The sequence below is a fragment of the Pseudomonas sp. B21-054 genome (genome assembly GCF_026016345.1).
In the GTDB taxonomy this organism is placed as follows: Bacteria; Pseudomonadota; Gammaproteobacteria; order Pseudomonadales; family Pseudomonadaceae; genus Aquipseudomonas.
In genome coordinates this window covers 6,765,309-6,780,207 of sequence record NZ_CP087204.1, presented here as the reverse complement: position 1 = coordinate 6,780,207, position 14,899 = coordinate 6,765,309, and the positions used below count along the sequence as shown (strand labels likewise).

7 protein-coding genes are annotated in these 14,899 nt (G+C 60.4%); 2 read left to right on the top strand and 5 right to left on the bottom strand.

Annotation, left to right across the window (positions count from 1 at the left end; genetic code table 11):
• Entirely contained in the window at positions 1 to 5,367 is a 5,367-nt protein-coding gene (locus tag LOY70_RS29630) for an OTU domain-containing protein (RefSeq protein WP_265032175.1), read from the top strand.
• Positions 5,368 to 5,546: 179 nt separating this feature from the next.
• On the opposite strand, the gene LOY70_RS29625 is transcribed toward LOY70_RS29630, so the two are convergent.
• Genes LOY70_RS29625 through LOY70_RS29615 form a run of 3 tightly spaced genes read right to left on the bottom strand, consistent with a single transcriptional unit; the run spans position 5,547 to position 7,334 of the window.
• On the bottom strand, positions 5,547 to 6,233 hold the full coding sequence (locus tag LOY70_RS29625; protein ID WP_265032173.1) for a GNAT family N-acetyltransferase: 687 nt from the start codon (positions 6,231 to 6,233) through the stop codon (positions 5,547 to 5,549).
• 10 nt (positions 6,234 to 6,243) lie between these two features.
• Positions 6,244 to 6,690 carry a GNAT family N-acetyltransferase gene (locus tag LOY70_RS29620; protein ID WP_265032172.1) on the bottom strand — a complete coding sequence of 149 codons (447 nt, stop codon included), beginning with the start codon at positions 6,688 to 6,690 and terminating at the stop codon, positions 6,244 to 6,246.
• A gap of 2 nt (positions 6,691 to 6,692) precedes the next feature.
• Positions 6,693 to 7,334 carry an FMN-binding negative transcriptional regulator gene (locus LOY70_RS29615; protein ID WP_265032171.1) on the bottom strand — a complete coding sequence of 214 codons (642 nt, stop codon included), beginning with the start codon at positions 7,332 to 7,334 and terminating at the stop codon, positions 6,693 to 6,695.
• A 100-nt stretch (positions 7,335 to 7,434) separates the two neighbouring features.
• Here LOY70_RS29615 and LOY70_RS29610 point away from each other — a divergent pair, with 100 nt between their 5' ends.
• A complete protein-coding gene (locus LOY70_RS29610; RefSeq protein WP_265032169.1) occupies positions 7,435 to 8,982 on the top strand; it encodes a PLP-dependent aminotransferase family protein in 1,548 nt (515 codons plus the stop codon).
• Between the two features lie 35 nt (positions 8,983 to 9,017).
• On the opposite strand, the gene LOY70_RS29605 is transcribed toward LOY70_RS29610, so the two are convergent.
• Complete coding sequence (locus LOY70_RS29605) at positions 9,018 to 13,619, bottom strand: dermonecrotic toxin domain-containing protein (protein ID WP_265032167.1); 4,602 nt, start codon at positions 13,617 to 13,619, stop codon at positions 9,018 to 9,020.
• Between the two features lie 173 nt (positions 13,620 to 13,792).
• On the bottom strand, positions 13,793 to 14,893 hold the full coding sequence (locus LOY70_RS29600; protein WP_265032165.1) for a polyamine ABC transporter substrate-binding protein: 1,101 nt from the start codon (positions 14,891 to 14,893) through the stop codon (positions 13,793 to 13,795).
• Positions 14,894 to 14,899 lie beyond the last annotated feature (6 nt).

Below are 14,899 nucleotides of genomic sequence, written 5' to 3'. Positions count from 1 at the left end.
ATGTCTGTCTTTTCTGAACATGAACCTGGCGCGTCGTCGCCTCTTCCTGCCGCGCGCCTGAAGCCCATCAGCCTGCTAGCCAACGGCGCTCGCTTTCAACCGCATGTATTCGCCGATCAATGGCTAGGTCAATGGGGCCTGACCGGCGATGCGCAGGTCAACGTCACGTATCAAGAAGTCGAGACCATCGACTCGGCCGCCGCCACCCAGAGCACCTCGGTGCCTTTGCGTGACGCCGTGACCCGAGGCTTTCTGATCGCTCATCAAAGCCGCGGGTCTTCCTCTGGCCATTCGCCGCGCGAAGGTTGGATTTACCCCCACATCAGTCACATGTCCCTGGACTTCTCGGCACTGCGGGTCAACGGCAAGGCCCTTGCGCCAGACGTTTTGCAGCAATTGCGCGCCGGCATTGCGCCCGGCTATCAGGGCATCGGCCAGCCCGTCATGACTGAGGTGGATGCCCAGGGCAATGTGCTCAGTGCCCGTGAAAAAGAACAGGTCAGGCAATTGGCGTTGCTGGACACCAATCAGGTGAAACTGGCGCGCTTGTTTGCCGCTCTTCCAACGTTCGACTCGGTGCTCAAGAATCTGCTGGCCAGCCGGATCAAGGCGAAGATCCCGGAGAAAAAATTCCGTGGATCGCTGCTTCAAGACATCGACCCGGATCACTGGTATGTGAATCACTTTACCGTGGACGCGGCGGGCGGCCGTTCATTGACCTCGTCGCAGCGTTTTTCCGACGTGATGTTGGACTGCCTGGTGACGGATACACCGCCCACTTACTCGGTCGGTAGCGTGGGGTTTTTCAGTCGCCCAGACTCGGTGGAGGAGGTCGACAGCATTTTTGCCGGCCCGCTGGATGCGAAAACGGCAGCGACCCTGGAGGCCGTGTTCTATATCGCCCAGCCCACCGGCAATGAAGAATTGAAACAGCAGTGGCGCGACGATCTCATCCGCTTTCGTAACAGCAGCGGCGCAGACGTTCTCGATACGCCAACCCCGGCGTCCACCACGCACGCGGCACTCGCTCATCTGCTGTCCCGACGTTTTTTGCACTTGTTCGACCTGTACAGGATCGATCGCGATCCAGGCACCCAATCAAGCCCGGACGCCCGAACCCGGCAGGCTGAGGAAGATCGCCTGTTGGACCTCATCACCACCCACCCTTCCATGGCCGATAGAAACCGCTTGCTGCGGGCCCCCATTCCCCATGTCTACGCCGTCATGCTCGATATGGGCAGCGCCGCGCCCCGGAAATGGCCGGCGGCGATGGTGATCAAACGGACCGATCAACCCTATCTGTTCCTGTACTCCCTGGAAGGCGGAATACAGCGATTCAGTTCCGTCCAAGACCTGATCAATAAAGTGAGTCCGATCTACGAAGGGCAGAAGCGTGCGATCCGGGATATCTCCTCTGAATTGTCCGGGCCTGTGTTTGAAGTGGCGGCAGACGACTTGCTGCAGGCCCAAAGCGCTGCCCTGGAAAGGTATTTGAAGGCTGCGCAAAACGAGACGGTGGCTTTGACGGCGTTTGCCCTGAGTGCTGAAGATGCGTTGGACTTGCCCATGTTGTCGCTGGCCGGGCCGCTGGCGGTCCGCCAGGAAATCCTGGTTGAAAACAGTCGCGGTGATTTCTATAAAACCGCCACGCGTTCGGAGAAGTCGACCTATCGCAGCCTGGAAACGCAGGTCTTGGAGGCGGCCTATCAATTAGGCCGTAGCGATATCCAGACCTTGTTGCAGTTCACCCGCCAGAAGGTCAAAGAGTACCTGCAAAAAACCGTGCACCCCGGCATCGATGCCGATCCGGACCAGAGCCTGGTCACTTTCTTCTATGGCAAACGCGCCAACCCAAGGCAGTCCCGCAGCGCCAGCCTGACCCAACTGTTGCTCGACAACCTGCGCCCGGCTCAATACCCGAACGGCATGCGCGAAGTGTTGAGCGCTTACCTGGTCGATGAGGACGGCCAACGCATCCGGAATCCGGCCAACGGCTATTTCATCACGTTGACGGGACGTGAACTGGCCCGAATGGTGACGAGCATCGATGCCGGCGGCAGCTATCAAGCCATGCTCAAGGAGGCGATGAATAAACCGGACTACAAAAAGACCTGGCAGACCGCCTATCTGGCCAATTTGAAATTCAAAGGCTACGAGGCCTCGCTCAAGGGCGACGAGGTGTTCAAGGCCAGCCTGATCGATAAGGCCTTCAATCCGCCGAAACCGACAAAGAAACTAGGGCTTTGGTTAGACGCGGTCCTGCGCTCGCCATCAGCCAGGCACCGCACGCCGGTCATGGGGCGCACGGTGCACGTCTACGGTCTTTTGCTGGGCGGCAGCATGGCGGCAGGCGGGCAGCAGGCCAGGCAGAGCAATGCGATCAGCATCGATGGCGCGCTGATTTTTTCCGATCGGGCGGGGCCGGATATCAAGGGCACCGTTGGCGTTTATTTCCCGGATGCGCCCGAGGGGGAAGACTTTCATGAGTTTGCCGATCTGAGCGATGGCATTGCGCAGTTGTTGCCCCGTGAGGACTGGCAGGCATATTTCCGGGCGCGCATTTCCACCAGCAACCCGGCAGAGATCAAGCGGACACTGGGGCAGCAGGGTGGTCGTCCGCTGATTCGCGGCGCGTTGATCGCCGGTGACCTGCTTGAGGAGCTGCATCGAGCGCATGTGCACTTTCACAGCGCCCATGCTGATCACCGCTCCAACAGCAACCGGGATGTTCGCCATCAAACCTATGGCCGGTTCGGGCAGATGGTGATCGAGATTGTCCTGGAACTGGCCGGGCTGTTCCTGGCGCCCGGTATCCAGATGCTCAAGAGCGCCATCAAGACCGGTTTGCTGATATTCAGGACCGGGGCTATTCCGCTGAACTTGAGAACCCTGGCGCTGGTGCACACCATAGCGAACCACGGTGGATGGCGCCTGTCCGCAGGCGTGGCGGTGCCCACGCGAAGCCAGTCGTTTTTCCGCGCGGTGACGGCACGCCAGAGTCCGGAGGAGGCGCTGACCGGATTGCCGTTGGACAGCGCGATCTACGGCCGTTATGCCGTGGCGGATACCTCGGTTATACGAGGCCTGGCAGCCGACACGCGGGGCTTCTATCGTGCGACGGTCAGCGACGCCGCCACCGGTAGTGTCACGGCTCGTCCGGTGTACGTACGCCAGCCCGACGGGACGGTGTTCCGGGTCCACGACCAGACGAAGCTGAACGCCACCGAGGCTGTGTTGGTCGATCCGCTGACAGGGTTGAACATCCGCTCCAGCGGCGTCATGAGAAGTACGGTGGCGCGAATGTCGGACGGAGAATGGCGCACCGTGGGATTCGGTCGGGGAGGCGGTAAACGACCGGCGGACTCATCGCCTCAGCCCGGGCCATCCAAGCCCAAGATCCCGACCATGGCGCTCTCTACCGTTGCCGCTTCGATTCGGACCCCGGGTACCTGGAACACCCAGGTCATGGACCTGGTCCCGTCGATCATGACGCGTCTGGCGAGTTGGCCACAGAACCGTAGCCTGTTGATCATCGATGAGTTGACGCCTGAGCGTGTCTGGTCGGTGCGCTATAGCCCTGGGCAGGACGAAACCATTTTTCCAATGGATGGCCATCCGGATCGAGCAGACACCGATGTGGTGTTGCGTCGAACGGCGCAGAATCATTACAGCGTGGTGCTGGGCGAAGAGATCGTCGAGATTCCTGCCGACGGCGATTGTTTCTTCAATGCTATGACGCGTGGCTTGAATGAAGGGCAAGCGCAGGAAACGTTTTCGATGCAAGGTTTGCGAAACGAAGTGGCCGATTATGTCGATCAGCATCCGCAGCTAGGCCATTACCTGCCGCCGCAAGCCACCCGGATCCAGGAAGCGCTTTTTGAAAATGCGCCTTCGCTGGTCAACCTGATGGGGCAGGCGGCGATGCTCGATCTCACTCGGATTGTTTATGGCGCGCCCAATCCGCTTCGCCTGTTTCAACCGGTCCTGCGTTATCTGGACTTGTATGCGAACAGTTCGGTGCGCACGGCGATCACTGCACACCCTGGAACCAGGTTGCCGCCAGAAATCCTCGAGCAAGTCGGGCGTATATTGTCTGATCGGCCTCCGGCCAGATTGGTGCCAAGCATCAACGCTCCCTTCACAGGGCAGGAAAGACAATCCATGGACCAACTGTTCCAGGACATCCTGGAGGGGCCCTTTGAGCCTGAACTGATCCAGGCGCTGCTTGATGACCAGTTCCTCCTGATCACTCCTGACGTGGCCCATATCCTGCTGGAGTACGGCGTGACCGCAAGGCAACTGGTCAATCACCATCCCAATAACAGTTCGGCTTATATCCTGTATGACGAAGCGCTGCACGGTCATCTGGACGAAGACCAGCTTGAAGCCCTGCTCGATGGGGCCTACCTGGTCAATAGCGATGATCTGGATGATGCCAAGAGTCTGTTGGTGGCCGATTCTGGCAAGTACGTCAGTGATACTTCGGAGCTGTTCGATCATTTCATTTACACGGACAGGGCCGATAGGACTGTCAACTTGTTCAAGACCGCTCTCGGGCGTTTTCCCGTCTTGCTGAGACGGGCGAATTTTCTGTTCAGGTCGCCGATCATCGCGCATAACCTGGGCGGTTTGTTGCGGGTCGGCGAAGTGGCCCGGTGGCTACGTAACCCGACCTTGTCCGATAGGCGTTTCCAGCTTCTTGCGGAGTATGCGAGTACCCGCTACAGCGAATTGCAGCGCACCGAAAGCATCGATGTCGACTGGATGCAGTTGTTTGACGACCGGAACCTGGAGAATATCGTCACGCGTCATGAAGAACTGGCGGATTTCCTGGTGTTCCTGGGGGGCGCGTGGGGCAACATCATGGACAACGACATTCCCGCGGTCGCAAAACTGTTTAGCTTTGCGGGGCAGCCGCCGTCCAACGCCAGGGTTGCCCTGTTGTTCGAGACCCCGAATCTGTGGAGCTCTCTGCAGAAACTCCGAAAGGAGTACGCCAGCCAGATCTGGGCCGACCTGATCGGGCCGCACTTCAGCGACGCCACCATCCGAAAGACACTGGCCGAACCCCGGGCACTGAATTCCGAGTTGCATCTTGCCCTGGCCTTGAGAGGCAGCCTTGCACCGGAAGAATTCCGCGCGAACCAGATTATCCAGCGTCTGCTGTCCATCGGCCAACGGCGGGCCCAGCAGTATCTGTATAACTTCGATTTCCCGACCGATCGCCTGGGCCATAGCCGCCTGGATTTTGCCGTGTACGTGGAAAGCCATCTGGCCATTCCGGACTGGGCCTGGCAGTACGCAAGGCGAGGTGTGACCCCGGATTCACTCAAGAAGATTGGTGAGGTGAAGCCTAAACCTGAGTGACACCGCCAAGCCCTGTGGGAGCGGGCTTGCTCGCGAATGCGGTGGGTCAGTTGGCAATAATGTTGACTGTAACGCCGTCTTCGCGAGCAAGCTCGCTCCCACAGGGATTCTTCAGTGTGCACAGATCCAGTGCTCACCGCAGATCCCTTGTGGGAGCGAGCTTGCTCGCGATCGGACCCTCAGTCACCCACAACCGATGAACGACACTCCACCAACCCCAGCACCTGCCCACCCTCGCGCTGGTTCTCCTCACTCAGCCACCGCTCGAATCCCGCCCCAATCGCCGGCCATTCCGAGTCGAGCATCGAATACCACGCGGTGTCGCGGTTCTGCCCCTTGACCACCATGTGCTGGCGGAACACGCCTTCAAAGGTGAACCCCAACCGTTCGGCGGCGTATTTGGAGCGGGCGTTGCCGTTGTTGCACTTCCATTCCAGGCGGCGATAACCCAGGGCGAAAGACTCCTTGGCCAACAAGTACACCGCCTCGGTGCTTTTCGGCGAACGTTGCATCGGCGCGCCGAAGGTCACATGGCCGATCTCGATGCGACCCTGGGCCGGGACGATGGACATCAGGCTGAGAATGCCTTGCACGTCACCACTGGTGCGGTCGATCACGCTGAAGAAGTACGGGTCGGTATTGGCTGCATGATTCGCCAGCCAGGCATCGAAAGCGTCGCGGTCCTTGAACGGGCCGTAAGGCAAGTAATCCCAGAGCTTCGGGTCGGCCCCGGGACCTTCGAGGGCTTGCCACAGACCGTCGGCATGCCGTGCCGGGTCGAGTTTTTCCAGGCGGATGAAACGCCCTTCGATCAGTTGCGTAGAGGGCGCCGGGACACCTTTCCAAGCGGCGAGTGAAGTCGACATGCTGCGCTCCTTACAGGGCTTTGCGAAATTGGATGAAGCCTGGCCGCTCGGCGATGCGCTCGTAGAGCTGGATCGCGGTCGCGTTGGTTTCGTGGGTCAACCAGTGCACCTTGCAGCAACCCTCGGCCTTGGCTGTTCGGTAGACGAACTCGATGAGCTGGCGACCGACGCCGGTGCCACGGCTCTGCTCCGTCACCAGCAAGTCTTGCAGGTAGCAGGAGTTTTCAATGCTCCAGTTCGAACGGTGATAAATGAAATGCACCAGGCCCACTGCCGTGTCGCCGTTCCAGGCGAGGGCGCCGTGGGTTGGCTCGCGGTCATCGAGCAAGCGTTGCCAGGTGCTTTGGCTGACCGCGTCCGGCAATTCGGTGTTGTAGAAACGCAAGTAGGCCTGCCACAACGGCAGCCACGCGGCGTGATCGTCAGCGCTGACGAGGCGGATTTCGATCTGGCTCATATTCACTCCTTGGACGATGGGTCAGGCATCAGCCGCGCGAGCGTCTGGTCCTGTGGGTCGAGGCTGGCGGCGAGGCCGTTGCGCACGCCGGCGGCGTCGGCTGGGCTGCGGTTCTGGCTGAGCTTGCGCTTGCCTTCCAGGCGCTGGATCGGCAGGGCGAAGCCGACGATGGCCTTGAGCATGCTGTCGATGTACTCGGCCGGTGCGTCATCGATTGTCCACGGTTGGGCGCGGCCGCTTTCGTGGCGATCGGTGAGGGCGCCGACCAGGTCGCGCAGACGATGAGGGTCGCTGAACACCTCGGCCGTGCCGTAGGCGTGTACCGCCACGTAGTTCCAGGTCGGCACGACTTTGCCGTGTTCGGCCTTGCTGGGGTAGAAACCCGGGCTCACATAGGCATCGGCTCCGGCGAAGATCACCAAGGCTTCGGCGCCGGCCTGCAAGTCGCGCCATTGTGGATTGGCCCGGGCCATGTGCCCGTAAAGGCTGCCATTGGGGCCTTGCTGGGTGTCCAGCAACAGCGGCAAGTGGCTGGCCTGCAAGCCGTGTTCACCGTGAGTGATCAATACGGCCAGACGGCAATCATTCATCATGCCATGCAGTTGGGGCAGGTCTTCGACGGCAAAGGCTTTCGGGTTGTACATGACGATTTTCCTTGGCGAATGCGAGCATCCTAGGCAGGCTATTGGTCTGTTGTAAGAGCCACTTATGATCAATTCGATAGGTCCATTTGCGAGGATTGTCATGAACAACGCCGTGCCGCCACTGTCGTTCAATCCCGCCGGAATCGAGTTGGACCGCCGTCAGGGGCTCAGTCGTCAGCTTTACCAGGCTTTACGCACGCGGGTGTTGGACGGGCGCCTGGCCAGCGGCACGCGTCTGCCCGCCAGCCGTGACCTGGCGGCGGCCTTGTCGATCTCGCGCAACAGCGTGGTACGGGCCTACGACCAGCTCTACGCCGAGGGCTTCATCGAAGGGCGCGTGGGCGATGGGACTTATGTGGCAAAACTGTCTTCGACGGCGCTGCCGCTGAAAAACATATCCACAAAAATATCCACAGGGTTTTCAACAGGCTTACCCACAGCCTTATCCACAGATTGGCTCGATTTACCTGTGGGCCCATCCAGTAAAGTTATCCACAGCGATGCCTTGAACCGCGTCGAAAAACACCATTTACCCCAGCCGCCCAGTGGTCCGCCCAAGGCGTTCCGGGTCGGCGTTCCGGCGTTCGATCTATTCCCGTTCGACGTCTGGGCCAAGCTGAATGCGGCTTTTTGGCGCAAGCCGGATCTGCAACAGCTGTGCTACGGCGATTCCCAAGGCGACGCACGTCTGCGCGGTCTGATTGCCGCTTATTTGCGCAGCTCCCGTGGCCTGCACTGCACCGCTGAACAAATTGTGATCACCAGCGGCGCGCAGCAGGGCATCAGCCTTTGTGCACAGCTGTTGGTGGACCCCGGCGACGTCGTGGCGGTGGAAAATCCCGGCTACCGCGCCGCCGGGCATGCGTTTGCCGTGGCCGGTGCCGAGGTGAGGGGTGTACCGGTCGATAGCGATGGCCTTGATTGCACGGCGCTTGGTGCGTTGAGCCACTGCCGGCTGGCCTACGTCACGCCGTCCCATCAATACCCGACCGGCGTGGTCATGAGCCTCGCGCGGCGGCTGGAGCTGCTGGCCTGGGCTGAACGCAACGATGGTTGGATCGTCGAGGATGACTACGATGGCGAGTACCGCTACAGCGGCGCGCCCCTGGCGCCCTTGGCGGCACTGGATCGCCAGGGCCGTGTGCTCTATGTCGGCACGTTCGGCAAAGTGGCGTTTCCGGCCCTGCGCCTGGGCTACCTGGTGTTGCCGCCCGGCCTGGTCAATGCGTTCGCCCGCCGCCGCGCGGTAGATGTGCGCCATTCGGAAGTCAGCACCCAGGCCGTGATGGCCGAGTTCATGGCCGCCGGGCATTTCCAACGGCACATCCGGCGCATGCGGCGGGCCGCCCTGACGCGGCGTGATGCGCTGCTGGTCGGTTGGCCGAAGGGCGTTGCGGGCGTCGGTGCCATGCCCACGGTCGTGGCCGGGTTGCATGTCACCGTACCGGTGGACAGCCTTGAGCGTGAGCGCGAACTGATCGCCCGGGCCACCGAAGCCGGCGTCGAGGTCAATGGCTTGAGCAGCTACTGGTTGCCTGCCACTACCCCGACGCAGGTACGGGCGGGGCTGGTGCTGGGGTTCGCGGCGGTCCCGCCAGCGGCGATCGATGCCGCGCTGGCGCGTCTGGCGAAGGCTTGGCAGACATGAGTGCCGGGCCTTCGCCAGACGCCTGGCTTTGTCCGTCACGACAGTCGTTTTGGAAAGAACACCTCCCTGGCTTGGTCCACGGCAATTTCGCTGCGGTAAAGATCGATCAGTTGCCGCTGGGTCAATTCCTTGGTCGAGTCGGCGGCCCGGCCCAGGCTGACTTGTTCCGGTGTTTTCAAACGCGCCGAAAGATAAGCATGGGCAGGCGCCCAGTCAGTGGAATAACGGAAGTCGGCGAACCACAGCGTTTTGTTCTCTTTCAGGTCCTTGATCTCGTACCGGTCCAGATAGCCATAAACAGGACCTCTGAGGCGTTGCCGGTTCTTTTGCCGAGTGATGGAAATCTGGTTCCGGCTTTTAAGCCATATCAGGCCACTCATGGTCGGTGGCCGTTGTTTGATGACCTTGAGGATGCCTTCGAACCCTTCCTCATAAAGGGTCTTGGACGCCTGCTTGAGTGTTTTGCGGGTGGACTCGGCCAACTGCCGGTCTTGGGCCGACACACCCACCGTTTCGTTAGAGGCATTGTCCAGCGCCTTGGTGATCGCCACGGCGACTTTCTCCATGCGGCCTGCGTGTGCATTCAGAATCATCCCGATGCCGGTGGGTGATCGACTGGGTTTGTTGGCGTATTCCTGGATTTGCGTCTTGAACGCTGCCAGCCCGTCAATCAGGGCCTTGCCCTTGGTGATGCTGGTTGCCAACGCAGGAACGGGCGCCGGCGCTTCGGCGATGACGTGAGGCACCCATTCACCGGTTTCCTTGCGATGAAATGTGGCAATGATTTTTTCTGAAAGCGGGTTTTTCACATCGACCCAGCCCGTCTCTTCCTTGGTCTTCGAGAGCCGGGGTTCGCCACTGACCAGACCCCAGAAACGCGCCCTGATGAACTTTTTCCGAGGCCGGGGGCGCTGCTCGTACGGGTTGCCGACGCTGCGCCGGTTGCTTCGCTCATCGAGGGTCCAGGCCAGGTGACGGACTGCGCGTTTCTTGATCTGGCCAATCTGCTTTATCAGTCGATTGAGTTCTGCCGGGCGCACACTGGCCTTATATTCATCGCCCAGGTATTCGAGATGTTCTTCGATGGCGGTGAACTGTTCCGTCAGGCTGCCGAATGCATCGATCTGTTCGTCCAGCCTGATCACACTTCGCTCCTCGATAGCGTCGTGCAGGCTTTGGAACGCAACCGTGATGTTATCGACCACTTGGTTGAGATCTACCCACCCCTCAGGCACGGTGTGGATGCTGTCGAGCGACAGGCAGAGGTGGCGATACATGTCCAACTGGATCAGGCGGATCGCATCGCTTTTGTAGGCCGGCATTTTCCCGCGGTGCTGGCGCAGGAATTCAAAGCCTTCGCGCCCCTGCTTCTTGAGTCGGTAGAAGCGGGTTTCCATGTAATCCAGGCGCTCGATCATGTCGTCACCGACCCGGATCATGGCATCGGCAGCATCGACGTGTTGCTGCTCGACTTCCTCGATAGTCGAAGTGGCCATGTCCAGGGCTTCTCTCAGGGCGGGGGTGAAGCGAGCCTTCAGTGCGTCTATTTCCTCGAACGTAAAATTGATCTGCGCGTTCAAGTAGCCGAGTCGGAGTTGAGGCGCGTCAGGCCTTGATTGAAAGACCGGCCATTCGGTCAGGATCTTCAACGCTTCTTCGTAGCTTTCCCGTTGGGTCTTCAACGTACTCAAATAGACGATGCGTTTGAGCTCCTTGGCAGAGCCGGACGCCTTACCCAGCTCCTTGGCATCCATGGTCAGCAACTTCTGGCCTTCGATTTTCTTTTCTTCGAAGCGAGTCAACTGCGCCAGCAACTGAGTGCCACGGCGCCTGGCATCGGCGATGACCTCCTGCCGGGCACCTTTCGATCCTCTACCGTGCAGACGCAGGCGCGTGTCGACATGCCATTCGCCGTGGGCATGGCGCATCAGCGCCGGCCCTGGGTGGGAGGGGTCTTTTTCGTCGACGATGGACACATGGTCCCCTTCCACCTTTACCTTGAACCACTTGTCGGCCATTTTGGCGAACCAGTCATCGCCCTGTTGGTAGAGGCCCTTGAGCGGGCCTTCGCTCTTGAGCTGTTCGGCGTGCTCGGGCTTGTTGACGCTCAAGGGCCTGAGCAGCTTGGCATGCTCGCCGGACTTGCCCGCCAAGGCGCCACTGGAATGAATAGTGTCGTAGTGCTCGGCGGGCAGTCTGGTGTCCTTGGGCGGTATGAATTGCTCGATGATGGGCGCAGGCTTGGCCAGTTTTTCCAGCTCGGGCACGACCGGGGGGGCTTCTGTCAGGCGGCTGCCAGTATTCTCCCGGGCGCGCTCGATGGCGTGTGCGGTAATCGCCATGGCCATGTTCAGCAACAGGTCGACAAATGCTTCCCACGTGGCCTGGCTGTCGGTTTCTTCGTCGCCTTGTGTCATCGTTTCAACGTCGTCGAGGATTTGCCAAAGCCAGATGGCGGTGCCTACCGCAGCCCCGAGGTAGGGCAGGGCCAGGTTGAAAATCAACCAACTGGCCTGTTTGAAGGTTTCCCAGCGGTTCTCGTTATTGGACACAGACTGACGGTCAGCGAGGGCGGTCAGGGCCTCGGCATTGGACCTGAACAACCGCGGCAGAAAATCCGCCCCCAGAGTCTGGTTGCTCAAGCTGACGGGGGCGCTGTTGGTCCACGAAGAGAAGGGGTCGGTGGCGAATTCGACGATCATCCAGGGCGAGGGGATCGGCCCGGAAAAGAGGTATCGGCTGTAGTTCTCGCGTACTCCGTCGGGCAGCCAGGCCAGCACCGATTGACGCAAGGAGGGTGTCTGCCGGATGGCGTAGATCAGATTGCTCGGCGTCGGATACTGGCACAGCTGCGGTTCCAGCAGCGGGCGATAGAGCACGCAGGGACCTGCATCGAAATCCAGCGGACCGATCACGAACATGTTGGTCACGACGTCCCCCGCAGTGCCCTGGGACTGGCCGGAGACGAAAGCCAGCTCGCGCACGACGATCGTCTGCCCGTCGACCTTGCGCTCGGCTTCGTCGGTCTCCATCACGGCGGCGATGTAACGGTAGCCGCGCTCGTCGATGTTGCAATCGCCGCGAATCTTGCTCTCCAGCGCCAGCATGGGTAACTGGATGCGTAGCTGAGCAGTGTAGAGATTTTCCCGGCGGGTCGATTCGACGGTATCGCCCAGTAGCTTGCTCTTGACCAGTTCGGGATAAACGCGACCGACGTCGACCTTGGTCACCAGATTTTCGACGTAATCGACCGTCATCCATCCGGGCAGCTTGTCGCCGTCGAGAGACCGGACCACTTTGTCGCCAAGGGGCAGCGCAATCAGGTTCTGTAGCGCCAGGTCGACGAGGTTGAGCCGCGTGATCTCGATTTTGCCGGGAACAACGAAGGTGCCCCAGACGACGGGGCTGCGGATTTGCAGTTCGATCCGTTGCGGGTCGAGCGTCGCGGCGTCGGCATGCTCCGCTTGCATCTGCTGTTTCAACGCGTTCAGCGCATAGTGTTTGATGGGGGGAATATCGTCCAGGTAGGTCTTGCCGGCATGGGAGCTGCTCAGCGCGGACAGGTTCTTCATGTGTTGGGCGAACAGGATCTGGTCGGACGTCGATGCTTGCTGGAGCCAGTCAGGCATCTGCTTCTCGTACCAGGCCGCATCAGGACCGGTGTCGGTCTGTGTTCCATTGAGCGCGGGCTGCTCGCTGTCGTCGGCCATGAACCCTTTCAGGATTTCGGGAGAGCCCAGGATCTGTACCTGGGTGGCAATCAAACCGCAGGCCTTGTGATCGAAAATGTTGCCTTCGGGCTCAAAGAAGCGCCACTGGATCTTCTTGCCCTCCACGTTGCCCAGATGATCAGGCAGGGTCTGCTCCAATGCTTGCAGCGAGTCGAACTTCTCGTAGCTGCGACGCAGCGAGTAGGCGAGGATGGTCTGTTTTTTGTCGACGGTTCCGATCAGCACCACCAGGGAGTTGTCGACCATGCGTGTCAACTTGTCGCCATTCACTTCATCGATGTCGATCAGGTACGCATGGGTGTCATAAGGGTCGTTGGCCTTGCGGTCCTGCAGGTCGGGGTACAGGAACAGTTGCCTGGCCATGGCACAGTCGGAGTCCGTCCAGCCCTTGACCTGCTTAACGTCCCAGAGTCTGTGCAGCAGACTGGAGAGCTCATGCCAGCGCGGCGGCGCGGTGCCGATCGTGGCGTTCCAGTACACCAGTTGCTGTTCCTGGCAGGCGGACACCATGACGGGCGCGAGTTCATTGATCAGGCTGCCGATCTGAGCGATGCGCACCGGCAGGTGCACCTCGGGGGTCGTCAATGGCAGGTGGGTCAGAAAGTGAAAGCCCTCTATCAGCAGCGTCGCATAGTCCTCATTCATCCGTGCCGCCAGCATGTTGCTGAGTGTCTGGTAACGCGTGGGCCGCTCAACGATCTGGCCGTCGACGATTTCCCAGTCCGGCTCAGCGACCACAGTATTGTTCGGGTCCAGATGCAAATGGGGATAGAGCTTCTTGAGCGCACTGCGCAGAAGGGCGGCGGCTACCTCCGGCGAGGTCGGGCCGGCGAGTAACTGGTTGAGCACCGCGTCGCCAAGGCTGGCGTCGGGTGCGGCGGGTGTAGGGGTTAAGGGTTGGGTCATCTGAGTCTCCCTGTCTCGCGATACATGGCATGCCCAAAGCCGAACGCTTCGGGAACGCCATGCTAGGGCGCGGCAAAACAGGGATGGTGGTAACTATGTATAGGGCGCAGTGTCAGCCCGGGTGAGAGGCCACCCTATCCCCGGGCCAGACAAACGCCTTGCTACAGGCTGAGCTACTGGCCGGACTTGATCCGCGTCCAGGCCCGAGTACGCGCCCGTTCGGCGTCCCTGGGCAAGGGTTGCAAGGTGTAGAGCGTGGTCATCGCCGCCTCGGTCGGATACAGGTTGGGGTTGTTGCGGATCGCCGGGTCGACCATGTCCGTGGCGTCCTTGTTCGGGTTCGGATAGCCGACAAAATCACTGACCGGCGCGATCACCTGCGGTTGCAGCAAGTAATTGATGAAGGCGTAGGCGTCGCCTGGATTGGCGGCCCCTTTGGGAATGGCGAGCATGTCGAACCAGATCGGCGCGCCTTCCTTGGGCAGGCGCATGTCGACCGTCACACCGTTCTTGGCCTCTTTGGCGCGGTTGGCCGCCTGGGAGAAGCTGCCGGAGTAACCCACCGCCACGCAGATGTCGCCGTTGGCGATGTCGGCCATGTACTTGGAGGAGTGGAAGTAGGTGATGTGTGGGCGAATCTTCATCATCAGCGCTTCGGCCTTGGCGTAGTCCGCCGGCTTCTTGCTGTTGGGGTCCAGGCCCAGGTGCTGCAAGGCCAGGGGCAGGATTTCCGAAGGTGAGTCGAGCAGCGCCACGCCGCACTGCTTGAGCTTGCTGATGTTCTCTTCCTTGAAGATCAGGTCCCAGCTGTCCACCGGCGCGTTGTCACCCAGGGCCGCCTTGACCTTGTCCGGGTTGAAGCCGATCAGGATGGTGCCGTACATGTAGGGCACGGCGAATTTGTTGCCTGGGTCATTGGCTTCGATCAGCTTCATCAGCTTGGGGTCGAGGTGGTTCCAGTTCGGCAGTTTGCTGCGGTCCAGGGGCTGGAACACGCCGGCCTCGATCTGCTTGGCCAGGAACACGTTGGACGGCACCACCACGTCGTAGCCGGAATTACCCGTCAGCAACTTGGCCTCCAGGGCCTCGTTGGTGTCGAAGATATCGTAGACCAGCTTGACCTGGCTGTTCTGCGCCTTGAAATCATCCAAGGCCTTTGGCGTGATGTAGTCGAACCAGTTGTAGACACGCAAGGTGCGCTCTTCGGCCTGGACAGCGCCGCAAAGCAGCGCGGCGCATAGGGCCGGAGCCATTAAACGCTTGAGTCTTTTCATGCTTTA